General features: G+C 49.7%; 21 protein-coding genes and 1 tRNA gene. 16 read left to right on the forward strand and 6 right to left on the reverse strand.

Annotated elements, in window-relative coordinates; all coding sequences use genetic code 11:
• The first annotated feature begins 139 nt into the window (after nt 1–139).
• Nucleotides 140–1,768, forward strand: coding sequence for an ABC transporter substrate-binding protein (locus ABLV08_RS07855; protein WP_348855708.1), 1,629 nt, complete (start codon nt 140–142; stop codon nt 1,766–1,768).
• Between the two features lie 143 nt (nt 1,769–1,911).
• Nucleotides 1,912–1,999: transfer RNA gene (locus tag ABLV08_RS07860), tRNA-Ser, on the forward strand.
• A gap of 102 nt (nt 2,000–2,101) precedes the next feature.
• Here the strand turns inward: ABLV08_RS07860 and ABLV08_RS07865 are convergent.
• From ABLV08_RS07865 to ABLV08_RS07890, 6 genes are all read right to left on the reverse strand, one after another.
• Nucleotides 2,102–3,130 (reverse strand): tyrosine-type recombinase/integrase, encoded by a 1,029-nt coding sequence (locus ABLV08_RS07865; protein WP_047043804.1) that lies wholly within the window; start codon nt 3,128–3,130, stop codon nt 2,102–2,104.
• Complete coding sequence (locus ABLV08_RS07870) at nt 3,114–3,347, reverse strand: DUF4224 domain-containing protein (protein WP_071609812.1); 234 nt, start codon at nt 3,345–3,347, stop codon at nt 3,114–3,116. Before ABLV08_RS07870 ends, ABLV08_RS07865 begins: the two co-directional genes overlap by 17 nt.
• Nucleotides 3,348–3,416: 69 nt before the next feature.
• Complete coding sequence (locus tag ABLV08_RS07875) at nt 3,417–5,864, reverse strand: 3'-5' exoribonuclease (RefSeq protein WP_348855709.1); 2,448 nt, start codon at nt 5,862–5,864, stop codon at nt 3,417–3,419.
• 194 nt (nt 5,865–6,058) lie between these two features.
• Nucleotides 6,059–6,253, reverse strand: a complete 195-nt coding sequence (locus ABLV08_RS07880; RefSeq protein WP_348855710.1) for a DUF1482 family protein — start codon at nt 6,251–6,253, stop codon at nt 6,059–6,061.
• 308 nt (nt 6,254–6,561) lie between these two features.
• The gene (locus ABLV08_RS07885) at nt 6,562–6,684 is read right to left on the reverse strand and encodes a hypothetical protein (RefSeq protein ID WP_257850952.1); all 123 of its coding nucleotides are present in this window, start codon (nt 6,682–6,684) and stop codon (nt 6,562–6,564) included.
• Nucleotides 6,685–6,984: 300 nt separating this feature from the next.
• Nucleotides 6,985–7,374, reverse strand: a complete 390-nt coding sequence (locus ABLV08_RS07890) for a helix-turn-helix domain-containing protein (RefSeq protein ID WP_012542200.1) — start codon at nt 7,372–7,374, stop codon at nt 6,985–6,987.
• 101 nt (nt 7,375–7,475) lie between these two features.
• Between ABLV08_RS07890 and ABLV08_RS07895 the strand changes: the two genes are divergently transcribed.
• From ABLV08_RS07895 to ABLV08_RS07960, 14 genes are all read left to right on the forward strand, one after another.
• The gene (locus ABLV08_RS07895; protein ID WP_012542199.1) at nt 7,476–7,691 is read left to right on the forward strand and encodes a Cro/CI family transcriptional regulator; all 216 of its coding nucleotides are present in this window, start codon (nt 7,476–7,478) and stop codon (nt 7,689–7,691) included.
• Between the two features lie 2 nt (nt 7,692–7,693).
• A complete protein-coding gene (locus ABLV08_RS07900; RefSeq protein ID WP_012542198.1) occupies nt 7,694–8,248 on the forward strand; it encodes a toxin YdaT family protein in 555 nt (184 codons plus the stop codon).
• 51 nt (nt 8,249–8,299) lie between these two features.
• Complete coding sequence (locus ABLV08_RS07905; RefSeq protein ID WP_348855711.1) at nt 8,300–9,283, forward strand: DnaT-like ssDNA-binding domain-containing protein; 984 nt, start codon at nt 8,300–8,302, stop codon at nt 9,281–9,283.
• Nucleotides 9,195–9,740, forward strand: a complete 546-nt coding sequence (locus tag ABLV08_RS07910; protein ID WP_348855712.1) for a replication protein P — start codon at nt 9,195–9,197, stop codon at nt 9,738–9,740. Before ABLV08_RS07905 ends, ABLV08_RS07910 begins: the two co-directional genes overlap by 89 nt.
• Before the next feature lie 13 nt (nt 9,741–9,753).
• Nucleotides 9,754–10,053, forward strand: coding sequence for a helix-turn-helix domain-containing protein (locus ABLV08_RS07915; protein WP_348855714.1), 300 nt, complete (start codon nt 9,754–9,756; stop codon nt 10,051–10,053).
• Nucleotides 10,050–10,394 carry a hypothetical protein gene (locus tag ABLV08_RS07920; RefSeq protein WP_045389606.1) on the forward strand — a complete coding sequence of 115 codons (345 nt, stop codon included), beginning with the start codon at nt 10,050–10,052 and terminating at the stop codon, nt 10,392–10,394. Before ABLV08_RS07915 ends, ABLV08_RS07920 begins: the two co-directional genes overlap by 4 nt.
• 2 nt (nt 10,395–10,396) lie before the next feature.
• Nucleotides 10,397–10,654 (forward strand): hypothetical protein, encoded by a 258-nt coding sequence (locus ABLV08_RS07925; protein ID WP_045389603.1) that lies wholly within the window; start codon nt 10,397–10,399, stop codon nt 10,652–10,654.
• On the forward strand, nt 10,651–12,573 hold the full coding sequence (locus tag ABLV08_RS07930) for a DNA cytosine methyltransferase (protein ID WP_348855715.1): 1,923 nt from the start codon (nt 10,651–10,653) through the stop codon (nt 12,571–12,573). The genes ABLV08_RS07925 and ABLV08_RS07930 overlap by 4 nt, the downstream gene beginning before the upstream one ends.
• 1,056 nt (nt 12,574–13,629) lie before the next feature.
• Nucleotides 13,630–13,959, forward strand: a complete 330-nt coding sequence (locus ABLV08_RS07935; RefSeq protein WP_032708415.1) for a hypothetical protein — start codon at nt 13,630–13,632, stop codon at nt 13,957–13,959.
• Nucleotides 13,960–14,112: 153 nt separating this feature from the next.
• Nucleotides 14,113–14,346, forward strand: coding sequence for a DinI family protein (locus ABLV08_RS07940; protein WP_015367395.1), 234 nt, complete (start codon nt 14,113–14,115; stop codon nt 14,344–14,346).
• A gap of 342 nt (nt 14,347–14,688) precedes the next feature.
• Nucleotides 14,689–15,081: a DNA-binding protein gene (locus tag ABLV08_RS07945; protein WP_171825199.1), complete on the forward strand. Its 393-nt coding sequence runs from the start codon at nt 14,689–14,691 to the stop codon at nt 15,079–15,081.
• On the forward strand, nt 15,078–15,281 hold the full coding sequence (locus ABLV08_RS07950) for a hypothetical protein (RefSeq protein WP_015367393.1): 204 nt from the start codon (nt 15,078–15,080) through the stop codon (nt 15,279–15,281). The genes ABLV08_RS07945 and ABLV08_RS07950 overlap by 4 nt, the downstream gene beginning before the upstream one ends.
• Nucleotides 15,281–16,312: a DUF968 domain-containing protein gene (locus ABLV08_RS07955; RefSeq protein ID WP_348855716.1), complete on the forward strand. Its 1,032-nt coding sequence runs from the start codon at nt 15,281–15,283 to the stop codon at nt 16,310–16,312. Before ABLV08_RS07950 ends, ABLV08_RS07955 begins: the two co-directional genes overlap by 1 nt.
• Nucleotides 16,313–16,324: 12 nt before the next feature.
• The gene (locus ABLV08_RS07960; protein ID WP_348855717.1) at nt 16,325–16,675 is read left to right on the forward strand and encodes an antiterminator Q family protein; all 351 of its coding nucleotides are present in this window, start codon (nt 16,325–16,327) and stop codon (nt 16,673–16,675) included.
• The last annotated feature ends 121 nt before the right edge of the window (nt 16,676–16,796 follow it).

Here is a 16,796-nt window from a genome sequence, read left to right on the forward strand (position 1 = left end):
AACAGATTAATGCAGTATGTTTATGCGTTCAGCGGCGGAAAGCAGATCTGAATCTTATAGGTCACTGAAAAATATTGCCTTATTGCCAGTCAGCGACTAAGTGTGGAAGGGGTATCAACGAAGCATAAAGGCAAGGGAAATGAAACGACAACAATATAACCACATCACACACGCATTACTGGTTTTGGGTTTACTCGGCAGCGCCGCCACGGCAATGGCCGCCCAGGTCCCGCAGGGTACCGAACTTGCAGCAAAACAGGAGCTTGTCAGGAACAACGGTAATGAACCCGCTTCGCTCGACCCGCATAAGGTCGAAAGCGACGTCGAGTTTAATATCATTAGCGATCTGTTCGAAGGGCTGGTAAGCGTTTCGCCGCAGGGCGAGATTCAGCCGCGGCTGGCGCTGAAGTGGGAGAATAAAGATAACCTCATCTGGACTTTCCATCTGCGTCCGGGGATCACCTGGTCCGATGGTTCAGCGATTACCGCGCAGGATATCGTCTGGAGCTGGCAGCGCTTGGTCACACCGACCACCGCTTCGCCGTACGCCAGCTATCCGGGCAATATGCATATTGTTAACGCCCGCGATATCTCGGAGGGGAAACAGCCGCCGGAAACTCTCGGCGTAAAAGCGCTGGACGATACCACGCTGCAGGTCACGTTAAACCAGCCTAACGCCGCCTTCCTCGCGATGCTTGCTCACCCGTCGCTGGTGCCTATTGATAAGGTGCTGGTGGAGCGTTTTGGGGATAAATGGACTAAACCGGAACATATTGTCACCAGCGGCCCTTACACGCTGTCGAAGTGGGTCGTCAACGAGCGCATCGTGGCGCAACGCAATCCTAAGTACTGGGATAATGAACATACGGTAATCAATAAAGTGACCTATCTGCCGATTACTTCCGAAGCGGCGGATGTGAATCGTTATAAAGCCGGTGAGATAGATATTGTTTATACGGTGCCGGTGAACCAGTTTGCGTTACTCAAGAAAACGATGGGCTCGCAGCTGAACGTTGCGCCACAGCTGGCGACCTACTATTACGAACTCAATACCACTAAACCGCCCTTTAATGACCCCCGAGTGCGCCGGGCGCTCAACATGGGGCTGGATAAAGATATCATCGCCGATAAGGTGATGGGGCAGGGACAACGTCCGGCATGGCTGATTAGCCAGCCCGATATCGGCGGCGTCACGCTGAAACAACTGGATTACGCCAGCTGGCCGCGCGACAAACGCATTGCCGAGGCAAAAAAACTGCTTAACGAGGCGGGCTTTAATGAAAGCCATCCGCTGGTCTTTAATCTGCTGTATAACACCTCGGAGACGCACCAGCGCATTGCTATCGCCGCCAGTTCGATGTGGAAGAAAAATCTCGGCGTAGAGGCGAAGCTGCAGAACCAGGAGTGGAAGACCATGCTGGATACCATGCATACGCATAATTTTGATGCCGTGCGTTATGCCTGGATCGCCGATTATGACGATGCGGCGTCATTCCTGAATAACTTCCGCACCGGCGACAGCGAAAACACCAGCCAGTACAGTAACCCGGCCTATGATAAAGCGCTGCATGATGCGGCGAAGGCGGCGGATACCACCGCGCGAGGCAAATTCTATCAACAAGCGGAGGATCTGTTGGCTGAGGATGTGCCCGCGATTCCGGTTTATCACTATGTACGTACCCATTTAGTGAAGCCGTGGGTCGGCGGCTTCGAGCCGGATAAGCTGGGTTACTACTACACCAAAGATATGTACATCATAAAACATTGAGTCAAAGGGCGCTCTTGACGCCGAATTTCTGTGCAAACTGCCTGAAATTCAGACGAATAACACAGATTTGTTTGTTTTTAAGGCAGTTGAACAAAATGATGCTTTACAGCATCGGCAGAGGTGTTTATAGTGCGCCCCATACCGGAAGCGTGGCCGAGCGGTTGAAGGCACCGGTCTTGAAAACCGGCGACCCGAAAGGGTTCTAGAGTTCGAATCTCTACGCTTCCGCCAAATTAAACAAGGGGTTACCGAAAGGTAGCCCCTTGTTGCTTTGGGCTGTTGGTATAGTGTTGGTATATTCACTTGGTATATTTTGCTGCCCAACTGCCGCTTTCACTTCTCCTTGCTCATCATCGGAACGTCCAGCGTCGGCGATATTTTGACCTTACGATCATACGTCACAACCTGGCTTTCTGTTTTGTGTCCACTAAACATCTGCTTCTCTTTGCTACTACCTTCATAGTCTGAAATCGCCTTGGCTTTAATATCGTGGAACGTACCCGGAACAGGTCGACCCAGTTTCAGCGCGGCTTGCTTTTTCGCGTTATTCCACCATGTATTGAATGTTTTTTTATTCATCCGTCCACCTGATGGTGAAGGGATTACATAACCGGCTGCTGATTTTCCGATAAGATGTTTTTTAGCCAAATCAATCGCCGCACGTAGACGGGGTGTCCATTTCTTGATCTGTTTTTTACCCGTCTTATTTTGCTCAATAAAAATCCCGTCTTCCATTAGCTCGGAAACTATCAAATCAAAAACGTCGCCTTCGCGGGCTGCACAGAGATAAGATATTTCCATCGCAACCTTTACTTCTATTCGTGCGCATTCGTAAACAGCCAGATAATCTTCATCTGGAATATAAACGTCACGATCTGCGAGAGTGAACTTACGGATCCCGCGACATGGATTTCCCTTCACATAGCCACGTTCAAAGCCCCAACCAAAAACCCGCGACATGCTGGATACTTCCTGATTTGCCTGGTTCTTACTGGAAACGCCGCGCTTATCCATATAAATACGAACCTGCTCAATTTTAATGTCGTCTGCTTTCATCTTGCCGAATACCGCCAGTAGCTTCTTCTGGTGTTGGCGATAATCACTTTGGGTACGAGTCGCCAGCTCAGTGAATGTCGGGCTGTCGAGGAACATTCCCCATAGCTTGGCAAATGTCATTACGTCATGGCGCTCAGCTTTTGCTTTTTCGTAATTGGCCCAGAGTTTTGACATACTTGTTTCGCGTATCTTCCCCAAACTAATACTTTTCTTTGTACCTTTTGGTTTCCAGACATAGCTATATTTATTTTTTGTGACCCGAGGCGGAAGTTGTATATCCTTCGGATCTTTACGTGGTCTTCCCATAGATGGCGTCAAAGTTGGGTTCTGTTGCAACATACTCGTCAACCTTTGGCAATTCAGTAATATTAGGTGCCAGACTTCTACGCAGGACAATTGGGCGATTTCTTCGATCCGTAGTAAACGGAATGCCGTGACATCGAAGTTGACGCTGCTGTTCTGTGTACCGTCTGTATCCAGTAATTTCAGCAATTTCCACTGGTGACAGTGTGAGTTCGTACATAGCTATCACCTCAGATAGCCAGCCAGTAAAAGATAACTGGCTGGTGGGCGTAATTCTGAAAATAAAAAATCAGTTTTGAGTCAGTTTTTGCAGCACTCTATTACCCTCAATGAGACGCTGCCAGATTGCAGAAACATACCAGGCCTGGTGTATAGCATCGGCAAGGGCGTTGTGCCGTTCTCCCTCAAATGGGATGGTTTTCTTTGGGTCGATTCCAATTGCTTTACCGAGCTCTACAATTGTTCGAACATCGCGATCATTCCAGTATTCCCATGGGTATTCTTCAGCGATGAAATCAAATGAAGAACGCAGAATACAATTATCGAAAGATGCGCCATTTCCCCAGACCTGTGCTTTTTTGCGACCGCCCGGGATATTTTCAAAAATGAATTCACCGAACTGGAGCAGGGCATCATGTAGCGGGATAGCATCATCATTCACGATTGCCGAGCGCGCTTCAGAGGACTGCTTAAGCCACCAGATGACGGTTGATGGATCCATTTTGGCGCCCCAATTCACTGAGGATTCCAGGCTTACGACTTTGTAGAAACTTTCTCCGATTGAGCCTGTTGCCGGATCAAACACAACTGCTCCGATAGCGACGATAGGGGCGTCTTGTTTATTCCCCATGGTTTCAAGGTCAACCATGACGTGAATATTATCTGCTGGTAATTCTTCAACATCATTATGATGACCGGATTCAATATTTACGGTAGTTGTTTCGCTACCAATGTCAGCATTACTTGTACCTGTCTCAGCTGCTGTTTCTCTTTCAGAAATTTCATTAACAACTTCGGTTTCATTACCGAAATTCTCTTCCATCTGCACATCGCTGGTGGCCTCTGCGGTAGAATTAGTTCTGGTTAGATCTTCTGTAACCCATTTGCCGTCGTTAGGATTGCTGATGCCTTCGATATATTCACCACGGTTAGCGGCTAATATCTGATTTGTTTTGTCCTGCAGATCACCTTGCTCCGGGTTTTCAGGCATTGCGTTTGATGTGCGGATGTTCGCCAGTGCTTCTTCAAGCATTCGCACACGTCTGGCCGGAACCTTAATCCACTTATGCAGTGCCTGTAATGTTAGGTGATGAATTTCGTCATCTGAAATGGAGAGACCACCTACCTCCATAAAATAAAGGTCGAATGAAAGGGATTTGATAAAATTATCCCGTTCGATTTCTAAAAGGTTAAGCAGTTCACATGCTTCTGACAGATCCATTACTGCAGTTTTACCGGAAATAGCCAGTTCTACCTGAGGCCTAATTTCAAGTTCGCGCGCCGGCGTATCATCGGCCTGATCATTCGCGCCGGTCATCTTATCTGCATCACTATTGTCAGGTTCTTCAACTTTACGCATTGGCATAGGCATCGAGGAACGGCCGCAGGCGATATCAACAATAAGCTCGTCCGGGTGAGCGTGGTCGGCTTCAGTCATGACACGGTTCAGATATTCGCGATGTTTCACCGGATCTTTCCACAAACCCTCTGGCGTTGTTTTAACCGTCGCGACATTACAGGCCCGTGAGTAATCGCGACCACCAGGCATGGACATGAAAAGCTCTCGAGTTGCCAGGAACTCAGCGTTTTCCATCTTATTCATCATGCTGTTTGCCTTAATATCGACGTCCAGCGGTGGGCTGTAGATGTCGAACTCCTGGGTACGGGCTATCAATCCCAGGCAGATCTCGAATTCAAGGCCGAGGGGCGTTAACGGAGTCAGGCGATCTGTTGCGTTACCGCCGCCGGCGTTCGCGCCGGAGGGCGTGCGATTTACGGCAGAAATACTATTACCTGCAGCCCATTCTTTAGTTAGGATCCCGCGGTCAATGTGCGCCGTCTCAAACCATAATTTGGCAAACTGAACCTGTTTACCAAGCTCATAGCGCTTTCCTTCAGGGAAAACGGTTTTGAATGCACTAGTGAATTTCCACAGACCAGGCATATCGTATTTCTTAATTTCCGGAACATTTTCAGCAGCCAGGATCAGATTCTGTACAGCGTGATTCTCTGTATCCATTTCCATTAAGGAAAGGCGGTCACGATGTGGAATGCTAATGTGATACACGTGGCGATCGTCAGCCATGTACTGGGCAAGCAGCTGCGTGCGGAAGGACATTTCTGCCAGGTTGAACAGGGCATCTTCATTGGCCGAATAGTCTTCTTCATCGCTATCGGTGGAAGAGGCATTGTTTTCCGGTTCGTTAGCCGCCTGAGGTTCAGCGGCCGCCGGCGCAACGATTTTTTGCCATGTCAGCCCGTCTTCCGCCAGTTCGTAGCGATCACACCAGGTGTCATCCAGTACACCTTCTTCCGGTAGGTCATCAACGATGAGCCAGTTAGTTCGGACAGGGAGCTGGTAGTCGGCGCCGCGGCCAACTTCAATACCTGCGTCTTCAAGGATATTCAAAATCTCGCGTTCAGCGCGGGAATCAGACTTAGCAGTGAACCAGCAAAAGAGGTTTTTCGCTTTAGTAGCTTTTACCTTGGCTTTAATGTGGTACGGGTAGTTGTTCATTGCGTTTGGGTTCCTTAAGGCTGTAAGATACCCGGGACTGTGAAAGCTCCCTCTGGGTAGTGGTCATTGTCAAAACTCGAATCCGGAAAGCTTTGGTCGGCTAACCGGGGTACTTAACCCGCCTTGCGCGGGTTTTGTGCTTTATGGGCCTTTTTCAGGCTGGTGGTGTTCAATAGTCATTCTCAAAACCCGAATCAGAAACTTACTGCAGGCTGTTGGTCGTCAGCCGTCTTCAATGCCTTTTTATATGGCTGGCATGTGCCTTTTACCTGCTGGGCCTCAGCATCGCTGTTACAACTGGTCTCAGATGAATACACGCCTATCAGGACATCAGAGCACTCGCCTGTCAGGGCGCACACGCTAATGACAAGGGCAAACAGCGTATTCATGCTTTAGCCTCAGGGTTCCCTTTCTGGGCTAACAGGTAGCAAAGCTGACGTAGCCTTGCTTCAAACCAGCTCAGTCGTGTTGCCTGGTGGCCAGTCGGTACTCGGGCAAAATCTGTCATATTCATCTCCCGTTTATTGATGGGTAGGGGCTTTGCAGCACGGCGCCGGGTGCCTCCCGGTGGCTGCAGCCAGTTAACAACTGCTGCCGACCTGCTTTTTCCCGCAACATGGAAACCGCCCATGTTTACCTTTTAACTGTGTCGCGTGCGCTTAGCCGCATTCACCGTGGTGCAAAGCAAAATTTGTGATTAGAACTCTGGTGCAGTCGTATCAATTCGCTTAACTGAAAGCGCCTCTTTGAACTCTGCAAAACTCAATACTTCGTCGCCTTCTGACAGGCTTTCAAAATATGCTTCGTATTCCTTTTCCATCACTGTTTCCTTCCCTTAAGGCCGGGTCGCCGAACGTTGAAACCTGCTGCGAGTGTTATTGCTGTCATCTCATCCGGTGTTTCGTATGCCGCCGGCAGCTACTACGTGGGCTTCCTGCCTCGATGACTTGCTGTGATGGAATGATTAAAGCATTGGTTTATGTTTGATGTCAACATTGGATTTATGTTGATGCAAACTTTTGCTTTAATCGAGACAGGGGAGCTGTTGGATTGATTGAGGCTGCGCGGCAGGCAAAAAAAAACCGGCATTTGCCGGTTTCATGGGGTGAGATCAGAGATGTTAGTTAGTGTCGCTAGCCTTAAATCGACCACGAAGATATTTCTCCACATAATCATCGATTTCTTTTAGGCGGACTTCAAAAGTATCGATCATTCTCTCTTGTTCTGCCTCAGGTAACTGCCTAAACAGGCGTAACATTTTGCTCTCATTTGGCTTGAGGCCTGAATCTTCAGATACCTTCTCTCCAAGCAACCAAGTTACAGACACATTGGCAGCTTCCGCGAGGGCAATTGCGGACTTTTTACTGATTACTCCTTTCTTAAACCACCCATTCACCGCTTGAGGTGTAACTCCAGCAATGCGAGCCATATCCGCCTTGCTGATCCCTCTTTGAGTAATTTCTTCCAAACGAGCAATCAGTTGGTTGTTGAGTTCTTCAGTGTTTTTCATAAGCCCATTGTAAAGGTTTAGTTTATAGCCACAATAAATTAAAAATTTGCATTGAATATAAACCTATGCTTTATTATGCCTAACTTAACGAGGAGATAGATATGACAGCCCTTGATAACGCAATTCGAGTAGCTGGCTCAGCCAATAAATTAGCATCAACGCTTGGAGTAAGCGGCATGGCAGTAAGTCAGTGGAAAACAAAAGGTATTGTGCCTTCATCGCGAGTTTTACAGGTTTTTAATGCAACGGGCGTTACGCCTCATGAATTACGTCCTGATCTATATCCGAATCCAACGGATGGAATACCTAAGGAGTGACCATGCAAACCATCTCTTTTGAAAATCATACTCCGGTGATGAGTATGCAACTGAAAACGGAAAATCAGTATTTGCCCCGTCGGCGTGACGGCAAGAAATGCCGAGCCATTTTGGCCGCCGTTCAGGAATGGGAGTCCTCATTACCTGGGCGTGCGCAAGACCACGTCGCGCAGCTGGTGGCCGAACAGTGGGAGAAACAAAACGGGCGCGGTATCAGCGTCAATAAACAAAATCTGTATCGCTACCTGAAAAACGAGGGCGGTTCAGAGAAGTACACCAGTTATGTCATCCAGCTTTCGGCGGCGATCGCTGATGCAATGCCGATAGAGATCGCGCGCAAACATGGCCTAAAACATGGCTTAACTGAAACCGAGCTGGTGGCCAATGCAATCAAAGAATGCAGCGAAGCGCACCAGGCCAAGTTGCTTGGCGCACCTCTGCAGAAGCTAGAGCGTGAAATACGCGAAGCTGCAATTGCACTTTTTAACATGCTCCCTGCAGATGCGGCGGGACCACTACTGGCGAGTATCAGCGCCGTAGCGCCGCAGTTTTTCTAATCGAGTTTTTACAATGACCACCAGCACCAGCTGGTTAATAAGAGGTTTCAGATGGCCCGCATCAGAACAGTTAAACCTGAATTCTGGACAGATGAGAAGGTGGTGGAATGTTCAATTCCAGCGCGTCTCCTGTTTATCGGGTTGTTCAACTTCGCCAACGACATGGGATGCCTTGAGCGTTCGCCAAAACGGTTGAAGATGCAAATCTTCCCTGCGGACGCGCTCGATTGCGAACCACTAATACAGGAACTGATTACTCATGGATTACTCACTGAGTATTCAGTGAATGATGTCTGCTATTTGCAGATTAAAGGTTTCCTTAAGCATCAAAAAATAAACAGGCCTTCGGCCTCAAAAATACCTCTTCCGCCAGAATTCACTGAGGCTAAGGCAGGAAAGGAAGAAAAGAGAGCGCCTAATCAAGGAGTCCTCCATGAGGACTCAGTGAATCCTCATGGAGGACTCACTGACGGAAAAGGAATGGAAGGGAAGGGAAAAGGATCAAACCCCACTCTCTACGCGCACAAGGGAAATGTTTTTCAGGAACCTCAATATTTGCAAGGTCTGGATATTCCGATCGGGAAATTCACTATGCACGACCTTTGGTTGCCGTCACAGGACTGGCCGAGACTGGCTGCTACCTGGGGAATAGCGCTTCCCGAACCGGCATACCTGCCGACAGAGCTGGCAGAGTTCACCGCGTACTGGAAGTCCGAGGGGAAAGTGTTCACTCAGGTTCAGTGGGAGCAGAAATTTGCCCGCAGCGTGATAAATGCCAGAGCCAAATCCAAACCACAACCAGCAACCGGAGGTAACGGCAATGCAAGAATTCAATCAGTTAACACCGCATCCCGGGCAGTCCAGCAAATTCAGGAAGCCAGAGAACTCTGGGAGAAGCAACGCGGACTTGCTGGCGGCGGATACGGCATGGCGGCTATGGACGGTCATGGGAGAGATATTCTCGAACCGGTGGACCCAGAAGAACGGGGCGGCGCCATCGGATATGTGGATTGCCCAAATTGGATCGATGAGTGATGCCCAGATTACCCTGGTCTGCCGTCAGTGCATGGAGCGCTGCGCCGCGGGTAACACATGGCCACCGGATCTGGCTGAGTTCGTAGCGCTGGTTTCGGCGAGTGGAGCCAACCCATTCAACCTGACATCCGAAGCTGTGATGGCTGAATACAAGCGCTGGCGCAATGAGTCTTATCGCTATTCGGGTAGCGACAGATACCCCTGGAAACAGGACGTGCTGTATCACATCTGCGTTGAGATGCGCAGAACTGGAGTTGAGCGAAACCTCACAGAGGGGGAACTAAAAAAACTGGCAGAAAAATTACTCAAGAAGTGGACGAAGCATCTGGCTAATGGATTCTCGATCCCACCGATTCGCCGACAGCTTGAAGCGCCGCGACATCCGTCAGGGCCAACACCAGCACAGCTTCTGATGGAAGAGTACAAACGCCGCAAAGCGGCAGGTTTAACCAGGTAAACGAGTTTTGACCATGACCAAAAAAATCAAATCCAAATATAGCAATGAAATAACCGCCTTTGAATTCCTCAGGGCTAATCCGGATATGACGTCCGGCGAAATAGCTAGAGCAATGGGGCGTAGTGGCAGCTCTGTCAGTGGGCAGGTTAGACAACTGGCGGGTACCGGACGGATTGTCCAGACGGGCACTAAAAACGGTTCCCCAATGTGGAGAGTAAACGATATGCCGTTTGGTTGCGGTAACCCGATCAGAATGAGGTTCGAACAACTGCTGCAGGCACAACGTTCGAAAGGTAGGGAGTTCGCAGCATGACTGATATTACCCGGTTGTTAGCCAGCCTCAAGCGCCGCTCAGCCCATGCAAAAGAGTTCGGCCACGACGTTCTGTTCGTAAAGCTCGAAGACCTAGACGCTCTGGGAGAGGCCCTGGAGAAGGCGCAGCAGCGCATCGGCGAACTCGAGCGCGAAGAGGAATCTTTTCGCCCGGTCGGCGTAATGAGTGAGAAAGCGTATCACCGCCTGGAAAACAGAGAATCACGCTTTATTGCACTCTGGCCTCGCCCCGAGATCTATTTACCGCGTAAGCGCCCGGAAGATGGCGTCATTGTTTATGCACGAACCGTGGCCCCCTCAATCAACAAAAAGGAGGGGTGAGTATGGACCCTTCACTTAAATATGCCTGCAAGCGCGTGCAAGAGCTGGAAAGTCTTCTGCTGGTGGAAGTGCCTGAAACAGTATGGCCAGCGGAAGTCATTATGGTCTTCTCTCAGATTGAAAACGCCGGGACACTCCCGGCGCACCACCAGCGCCGACTGCAGCACCATATCAACCGCATGTGGCTGGAAAAAATGCCGGTACCATCAATTATTGCCGCGGCAGGTTCGCTGGCCTGCGCCATGGAGAAATACGCGTGATTAATAGTGAAATCATAGTTGATAACTTTGCTGGTGGCGGCGGCGCATCGACGGGCATCGAGCTAGCGATTGGGCGTAGTGTGGACATCGCGATAAACCACGACCCGAACGCGGTAGCGATGCATACCACCAATCACCCGGACACGCTGCACTATTGCGAGTCTGTTTATTCAGTCCGCCCGAAAGTTGCGACTGCCGGCCGCCGCGTTGGTTTGGCCTGGTTCTCGCCGGACTGCCGCCACTTTTCCAAAGCGAAAGGGGCTAAACCAGTTGAAAAAGCAATTCGTGGGCTGGCGTGGATCGTTATCCGCTGGGCGCTGGATGTTGGCCCGCGGGTAATGATGCTGGAAAACGTGGAAGAGTTTAAAACTTGGGGGCCACTTATTGAAATCCCTCCGAAGCCAAATTTACCTCATGAAATGATTGGTAGTTTTATCGGTCCTGTTTACCCTGGCCACAGCCGTCCAGATCCGGCGCGCGTCGGCGAAACATTCCGGGCATTTGTCGGCATGCTGACAAATGGTATCCCGGTGAACCATCCGGCGCTGGCAGAATGCTGCGAGTTTCTGGAGTTATCGCCGGATAGCGAACAGGCAAAGCGTTTGATTGCCGGGTTGGGCTATGACGTCGATTATCGCGAACTGCGCGCCTGCGACTACGGCGCGCCAACTATCCGAAAACGTTTCTTCATGGTTATGCGCCGGGACGGGCAGCCGATAGTCTGGCCGGCAGCTACTCACGGGGATCCGAAATCGCCGACGGTGATTTCTGGCAAACTGGCACCATGGCGCACAGCTGCAGAATGCATCGACTGGTCCATCCCGGCGCCGTCGATTTTTGGCCGCAAAAAGCCGCTGGCGAAAAATACGCTCCGACGCATTGCCCGGGGCATCCAGCGATTTGTTATCGACAGTGCCGAGCCGTTCATCGTCAAGTGCAACCATACTACGACAAAAGGGCAATACGATTGTTTTCGTGGTCAAGAGTTAGGCGCACCCCTTCAGACCATAACAAAAAAACTCAGCTACGCGCTCGCCGTCCCGACGTTAGCACCGTTTATGGCTGGGAATGGCGGCAGCGAATATCAGGCGAAACCACGTCCGCTCGATAAACCCGCTCACACCATCCTGAAAGAGTCCCGTGCCTGCGTCGTCGCTCCGGTTATTGCCCGGCAGTTTGGCGCCAGCATCGGCCACCGGGCGGACGTGCCGAACGCGACTATCACGGCGGGCGGTGGAGGCAAATCGCAGTTGGTGACGCCGACGCTGATTCAGATGGGATATGGCGAACGCCCCGGGCAGGAGCCGCGCGTGCTGCAACTAGGCAACCCGCTGGGCACTGTTACCGCCGGCGGCAATAAATTCGCAACGGTGAGCGCATTCCTGGCGAAGCACTACGGCGGGAACTATACCGGCGCCGGCGTCAGCCTTGACGAACCTGCCCATTCCGTGACGACTGTCGATCACCATGCCGTTGTTGCCTCTCACTTGGTCAAGTTGCGCGGTACCTGCCGTGATGGACAGCGGACTGATGCACCGATGCCGACCCTTACCGCCGGCGGCCAGCACGTCGGGGAAGTTGAGACCACTCTCGCTTTTGAGCATTACGACGAGCAGCGCGCACAACAGGTGCTAGCGTTCCTTAAAGAGTATTGTGGAGCCGATAGCACCGGGCTGGTGGAAATCGCCGGGGTAACTTACCGCATCGTTGATATCGGCATGCGTATGCTTCAGCCACATGAACTGTACCGCGCGCAGGGCTTCCCGGACTGGTACATCATCGACCAGGATTACCGCGGCGTTAAGTATGCGAAGGATAAGCAAGTTGCGCGCTGCGGCAACGCTGTGCCGCCTCCGTTCGCAGAGGCTCTGGTGAGGGCAAACTTACCTGAAATGTGCTCGAGAAAAGTTGCTGCGTAAGATTTGATACAGAAAATATGGGAAAAAGGCCCGCGATGTCGGGCCTTTGATTAAAATCATGCTTATGGGCGCTGATTTACGTACTCGACGATCGCTTGAACTATCACGACCAGCGGCGGTACGATTTTAAAAATTAAGTTGACCATGGTGGTTTCACTTATTTTTTCGTGCCTAGCTGCAAACACCCTTGGGATCGCCTTTGCAGTTTCAGTATCAGTAGTCGCCAGATACATTCAGCACGTTATTGGTTTGGGTGGGGTCTTCGAATCACCAAAAACCCAGGCTAAATATCATATTAAAAATCAGTACTTAACATACTTAGCGCACACGGGCGGGCCTTTAGCAGCTTGATGAATACCGTCCAATTGTTTAAGCTAAGTCCAGTCGCCAGATACATTTGGCACGGAAAAAGAGCCGCAAACTCTTCTTCCGCTTGAAAAGCCCGGTCTAATCAGCCGGGCTTTTTCATTTTTACAACGATCTATAAGTCAGCTTATCTATAAACACTATATATAGTGATTCATTACGATAAGGTGCTCTATATGGTGAGTATTTTAGTAATGGGAACTTTTGAGTACAAGGGTTGATTTCGACGTTAATTTGAGGTTTCGCAGGCGTAATAATCGTTAAGTGCACGCCGTATAAGGCTTGGAGAAGAAGTCAATAAAACAGAAAAAAAATTTAAATTTGATCGAGTGCTTCATTTATAGAACAAAAAAGCTTAGCCACCTTGGTTCGGTCCTGTAAAGTGACTTCTTTCCCTCCCTCCTCAATCACAATTTAATAGAATAAACCCTATATCTTGTGTTTCGCCAAAAATGATTGAAGATAATTTTAAAAACGCCCATGAAATTACCCCAGCACGATAAATTCTTTGATATGGGTGGGGTAGCACATCAAGACTCTTTCCCAATAAAATCTAACTTCATGTTCCTTTTCATAAAAAAATCGATTGAAAACATAGATGTATGATTTCCAAAGGCTACTGGTTGCTTGAGAATTTTCTTTAATAGTATTACTGTATATATATACAGTGATATTGTGTGAGGTACTTCTATGGGCTTCCCATCACCAGCTAAAGACTACGCAGAACAGACACTTACTATAAATAGGCTGTGTCAGATTGACGCAAATTGCCGCGTGTTAGAGACGAGCGCGGGTTTCGCCGTTGTTGATGTTTCCCGCCGTCCTAAGCAGGGAGATCACGTACTGATTTCTTTCTGCGGGATAATTCAGTTTGGCATTGTTCGCGGTCGCGCACTCATTACTTCAGATGGTGAAGCGATAGAAGGCGATGCCCTAGACGATGTGGACGTGAAGGGCGTTTTAACGTTCCTGATCAACCGGGCAAATTACGTCGAGGAAGACCCGAACCCTGTGATTTAACCCCGACCCGCTACGGCGGGTTTCGTTTTTTTTTGGGGAAAACTTCAAGTTAAACATGGGCATGTGATTAGCAAAAAGTGACATCAAGGGCTTGAACATTTCATTTAACAGGTATACTGTTTATTTATACAGTATTTGCGTAAGGAGATAATTATGAAAGTGGAAATCACAATTGATCGTCGCAAAAAGCTTCCAGAGGGCGCTGTCCCGGCATTAGAGAAAGAGCTGCTGCGGAGGCTTGACCAAAACTTTAATAACTGCAGTTTGATCATTCGCCGAACCGGTACTGATGGTCTGAGTGTGTTTGGTGGGATGGATGGGGACAAAAAGCGGGTGGAGCAAATCCTTCAGGATACCTGGGAAAGTGCTGACGACTGGTTCTATTGAGTAGAGGTCCAGTGGCTGACCTGGTTTATTTTGAGGATTTTGCTGTGGCTAAAAAACAACAAATGCCGAACACCGGCTATGTAGTAATCAGATGCGATGACGGGGTAATTGTTGCCCGTCTCACCTCTTTTCCCGTATGTGGGCGCGCTTTAATGTACCGTCGCGGTGATACTGTTTCGTTTATGCCTCTGCAGCCTGATGAGATCGTGGGGACTCTCTCGCTGTTTTCGCAGATGATTGAAAGAGCAAAGACCGGAGGGGGTTACCAGATTCCTCCGGGCTCTGTTACACTCCCGTCATAGGCCTGAACAACCTATACCTGCTGCGTCACGGAGAGAAACCATGGCGCAAACAAAATTAATATCTGATGCGGAACAGGCTGGCGATCATGTTGATGGCGCTGGTCTTTCTTCATTCCACAACCTGACACCACGACAGCAGGAAGTTTTTGATCTGCTGGTGGCATATATCAATCAGCATGGCTATCCGCCGACCGTTCAGGAACTGGCCGGGCTTCTTGGCGTTAGCTCACCGAATGCTGTTGCATTGCACCTTCGTGCGTTACAGAAAAAGAACTTCATAAAACTATCTCGCGGTGTTTCCCGTGGGATTTCTGTCGTCGGAAGAAAGGAACCATTACTTGCCGTGCAGCTGCTGCAGGAAATGATCGCTGACGAACCTGGGGCGCGTGAACGGGCGCTGGAGTTCCTGCGAGTGTACGAGGCCCGCCCATGAAGAAAAGCTGGTTTCTCCATGAACAACTTTCAGAGTCTCAGGCTCTGGAGCTGGCGGAACGCTACCGGAAAAAGAATTGTCCGGTTGAGAAAAGCCTGTCGAGCGACTTTATCTCATGGGAACTCCGTGTGCTGTTGCCGGAATCCAGCAAGCCACCGCGCATTAACAGAACCTACACACAAAAAATGTGGAGGGACTGATGCGCGCATTACTAAATGTTGATGTTGCCCGGCACCTGGGAATTGTGTTGCTTAAACCCGGTAAAGAGTTGATGTCTTTATTCAGCTGTGGGCGCGTGCTGGTGGAGACTCTGCCAGAAAAAATGAAGGCTCTACCAAGCGGGCGCATTCCTGACGCCGGGCAACCTTTACGAGATGATCCTGATATTCGACCATTCTTTATGAAAGAGCGAGTAGTGAGGGCTGCTGGTGGTGTGAATAGTCTCGAATCCTGGTTGCTTAAGAGGGTTAAGCATTGCCAGTGGCCACATTCTGATTATCACCATTCAGAGCTGGTAACGTTCCGGCATTCAACCGGGGCAATCGTCGCATGCTGGCATTGTGATAACGAGCTGAAGTACCAGACCGATCAAACCCTTGATAGGCTGGTAGGTATCAATAACGCAGATCTGATAATCGATGCTGCCCGTATCGCACTGGGATTTGACCCTGAACGCTCCCTGTCACTTGCTGAATTGTGTTGGTGGGCTGTCAGCGTTGGAATAGGGGACGAAATCACAGAAGAGATGGCGCGCCGTTCCCTTCGGCTTAAAGAAGAGGTTTTCCAGTCAGTCTACAAAGAAAGCGAAATCGTCCCATCGGTGCCGGCCACCAGCATTCTTTCCCCGCTTGTTGCTAAGGTTGCCAGGCATCCTGAACCACCAGCCCCGGTAAAACCAGAGGTGCCAGTGGTTGTTGAACCCGTGGCACCAGCCACTTTATTCACCAGACCTAAGCGGATCCGCTGGGTGTCAGATGGTTATATTTCCTGGGTAAAGACTCAGCCATGTATGTGCTGCGGTCAGTCGGCAGACGATGCGCATCATCTTATCGGATGGGGGCAGGGCGGCGTTGGTACCAAGGCACACGATATTTTTACGATCCCTCTTTGCCGCAAGCATCACCGGACGCTTCATCACGATCCAGTTGCTTTCGAGCGTGAGTACGGCAGTCAGCCGGAATTGATTATTAAATTGCTGGACCGGGCCTATGCGCTCGGCGTTCTATCCTGAGGAACTTTAAAAATGAGAGATATGTACGAAGTAATGGACCGTTGGGGAGCATGGGCGGCATCCGACAATAGTGGTGTGGACTGGCAACCAATTGCTGCTGGATTTAAAGGTCTACTGCCGCACGGTAAGAAGTTACGCCTGCAATGTGATGATGATGAAGGGATCTTGATTGATGGCTGTGTCGCACGCCTAAAGAAGTATAAGCCGGACGAATATGAGTTGATTATTGCTCACTTCGTCTTTGGGATATCTTTGAGGGCAATTGCTAAGAAGAAGAAATGTTCAGATGGCACTACAAGGAAAAAACTCCAAACAGCTCTTGGATTTATCAATGGCGTTATGTGTATGATAGTTCGACAATAATAATAAGTATGGCGCATCTACACTTGAGTTGGTGCGCCATTCAACCACGTTACTTACGCTTTGTTTGATTGGAAGCGCTAGATGATAGTGATCCTGAGTTTTGACTCAAACCTACAACGGT

The organism is Klebsiella sp. CN_Kp088 (genome assembly GCF_040064335.1).
Taxonomy (GTDB): domain Bacteria; phylum Pseudomonadota; class Gammaproteobacteria; order Enterobacterales; family Enterobacteriaceae; genus Klebsiella; species Klebsiella aerogenes.

Coding starts and splice junctions, on each gene's coding strand:
- ABLV08_RS07855 (WP_348855708.1), top strand. CDS start 140: ATGAAACGACAACAATATAACCACATCACACACGCATTACTGGTTTTG.
- ABLV08_RS07865 (WP_047043804.1), bottom strand. CDS start 3,130: ATGGGAAGACCACGTAAAGATCCGAAGGATATACAACTTCCGCCTCGG.
- ABLV08_RS07870 (WP_071609812.1), bottom strand. CDS start 3,347: ATGTACGAACTCACACTGTCACCAGTGGAAATTGCTGAAATTACTGGA.
- ABLV08_RS07875 (WP_348855709.1), bottom strand. CDS start 5,864: ATGAACAACTACCCGTACCACATTAAAGCCAAGGTAAAAGCTACTAAA.
- ABLV08_RS07880 (WP_348855710.1), bottom strand. CDS start 6,253: ATGAATACGCTGTTTGCCCTTGTCATTAGCGTGTGCGCCCTGACAGGC.
- ABLV08_RS07885 (WP_257850952.1), bottom strand. CDS start 6,684: ATGGAAAAGGAATACGAAGCATATTTTGAAAGCCTGTCAGAAGGCGAC.
- ABLV08_RS07890 (WP_012542200.1), bottom strand. CDS start 7,374: ATGAAAAACACTGAAGAACTCAACAACCAACTGATTGCTCGTTTGGAA.
- ABLV08_RS07895 (WP_012542199.1), top strand. CDS start 7,476: ATGACAGCCCTTGATAACGCAATTCGAGTAGCTGGCTCAGCCAATAAA.
- ABLV08_RS07900 (WP_012542198.1), top strand. CDS start 7,694: ATGCAAACCATCTCTTTTGAAAATCATACTCCGGTGATGAGTATGCAA.
- ABLV08_RS07905 (WP_348855711.1), top strand. CDS start 8,300: ATGGCCCGCATCAGAACAGTTAAACCTGAATTCTGGACAGATGAGAAG.
- ABLV08_RS07910 (WP_348855712.1), top strand. CDS start 9,195: ATGGGAGAGATATTCTCGAACCGGTGGACCCAGAAGAACGGGGCGGCG.
- ABLV08_RS07915 (WP_348855714.1), top strand. CDS start 9,754: ATGACCAAAAAAATCAAATCCAAATATAGCAATGAAATAACCGCCTTT.
- ABLV08_RS07920 (WP_045389606.1), top strand. CDS start 10,050: ATGACTGATATTACCCGGTTGTTAGCCAGCCTCAAGCGCCGCTCAGCC.
- ABLV08_RS07925 (WP_045389603.1), top strand. CDS start 10,397: ATGGACCCTTCACTTAAATATGCCTGCAAGCGCGTGCAAGAGCTGGAA.
- ABLV08_RS07935 (WP_032708415.1), top strand. CDS start 13,630: ATGGGCTTCCCATCACCAGCTAAAGACTACGCAGAACAGACACTTACT.
- ABLV08_RS07940 (WP_015367395.1), top strand. CDS start 14,113: ATGAAAGTGGAAATCACAATTGATCGTCGCAAAAAGCTTCCAGAGGGC.
- ABLV08_RS07945 (WP_171825199.1), top strand. CDS start 14,689: ATGGCGCAAACAAAATTAATATCTGATGCGGAACAGGCTGGCGATCAT.
- ABLV08_RS07950 (WP_015367393.1), top strand. CDS start 15,078: ATGAAGAAAAGCTGGTTTCTCCATGAACAACTTTCAGAGTCTCAGGCT.
- ABLV08_RS07955 (WP_348855716.1), top strand. CDS start 15,281: ATGCGCGCATTACTAAATGTTGATGTTGCCCGGCACCTGGGAATTGTG.
- ABLV08_RS07960 (WP_348855717.1), top strand. CDS start 16,325: ATGAGAGATATGTACGAAGTAATGGACCGTTGGGGAGCATGGGCGGCA.